At 74.0% G+C, this 1,721-nt stretch carries 2 protein-coding genes; one reads left to right on the top strand and one right to left on the bottom strand.

Features of this window, described 5'->3' with window-relative positions; all coding sequences use genetic code 11:
• Positions 1-265 (bottom strand): FHA domain-containing protein (locus GCU69_RS04185; protein ID WP_156205153.1); only part of this gene is annotated, 265 nt, incomplete at its 3' end.
• Between the two features lie 230 nt (positions 266-495).
• On the opposite strand from GCU69_RS04185, the gene GCU69_RS04180 reads away from it, so the two are divergent.
• A partial coding sequence (locus tag GCU69_RS04180; protein ID WP_156205152.1) for a streptophobe family protein occupies positions 496-1,721 on the top strand: 1,226 nt, incomplete at its 3' end.

Here is a 1,721-nt window from a genome sequence, read left to right as displayed (position 1 = left end):
TGCCGAGGTGCACGTCGGAGCCCGGCCCGAGCTCCAGCTGCTGGATCCGCTGCCCCCGCACATACGTGCCGTTGGTGCTGCCGTGGTCCTCGATGACCCAACTGCGCCCGCCCCAGCGGAGCGTGGCGTGGCGCCAGGAGACCCGGGCGTCGTCCAGCACCATGTCGCCCTGCGGATCACGTCCGAGGCTGTAGGTCCGGGACGGGTCCAGCGTCCAGGTCTGTCCGTTCAATTCCAGTACGAGTTCCGGCACTCCGAGCCCCACTACTTGTCCCCCGGTTTGGTCCCCTGTCGTGCACAGGGAGTCTAGGGATGGCGAACATCGGGGGGAACTATTTCAGGCTGAGCACCTCAACTGAAAACCGGGCCGTGGCAAGGGAACACGCCGGGGCGCGCACACCGGCCCGAAACACGCCCGAAGAGCACCAAGAGCCGACCTTCGCCCCGCGATCGTGAAGAATCAGGGCAACTCGACAGCTACCCGGGGGCCGGTCAATGAGTACCAACCGGGACACGAGCGTCCCCTGGAGTACCGCACTGCTCACCGCGGTCGCCGCCGTGAGCTGGTCTTTCCTCGCGATGTCCGTGACCGCCGCGCTCGCCCTGCACCTGCTGGGGGCCGACGCGGCGGGCTCCCTGGGCCCGATGAGCGCCGCGGCCGTCGTGCTCTCCGTGAACGGCCGGGTCGTACCGTCCGGTAACGCCGGGATCCTCGGTCTCGAAGGCGCCCGGGCGGAGGCCGCCGTCGATATCGCGCCACTGGGCGTCGGGCTCGTCGGCGCACTGCTGCTGGCCTGGATCTTCCTCCGCTCGCTGCGCTCGGCCGGGACCGCACCGGCCGAACTGGCGGCCAGGGCCGGAGCGGTGCTGCTGGTCTTCCTGGCGATGCTCGCGGCGTTCGGCTGGGCGGGCAACGACACGGTAACGATCGACGGTTCCGCGCTGCCGCTGGGGGATCTCGGCGACATGCCGGACATCGGCCTGCCCGACGAGATCGCGGGACTGCTGCCGGACGACCTCGGCGACGGGCTCGCCGGTCTCGGCGGGGCCGAGGTCACGGTGGCCTTCCGCTGCGACATGGGCGCCACCCTGGCGGGCGGGGCCCTCTGGGCGGCCGGGGTGCTGCTGCTGGCCCTGCTCGTCTCCCGCCGGGTCCCGCTGCCGCGCGGCTGGGAAGCCGCGCACCGGACCGTACGGCCCGCCGCCGCGGCCGTCTGCTCCGTGCTGCTGCTCGCGGTCGCCGCGGGGTGGGCCGCGGCCTGCTGGGCGGCGGCCGGTGACGACCACCCGGCCCGGATCTTCGGCTCGGCCCTCCTCTGCGGCCCGAACGGGGTGTGGCTCGGGCTCTCCCTCGGCCTCTTCGTCCCCTGGCGGGGCCTGGCCACGGGGGAACTCGCCCGGGTGCTGCCCGACCCGCTGGACCGGCTGCTCACCGGCTCCGGCAGCGAGCGGCCGGTCGGCGTGCTGCGGCTGGCCGAGCTGGACGGGCGGGTCTGGTGGCTGGTGGCGGCGGCCGCGGCGGCGATGCTCTGCGCCGGGGTGCTCACGGCCGTGCGGACGCCGCCCGGCGGCTCCCGGGCCGCTTTCGCGCTCCGCTGCGGGACGTGCCTGGGCGTGGCCACCGCGGTGGCCCTCCCGCCGGCCGGGGTGCTCGCGGATGTCGACGCCGCCGCGAACGTGTCGGTGCTGGGCTTCGAGGCGTTCGGCACGCGGCTCGGGCT

It is taken from the genome of Streptomyces lycii (assembly GCF_009735685.1).
Classification (GTDB): Bacteria; Actinomycetota; Actinomycetes; order Streptomycetales; family Streptomycetaceae; genus Streptomyces; species Streptomyces lycii.
Note: the sequence above shows the minus strand (reverse complement) of the source record. Positions and strands in the feature narration are given on the sequence as shown.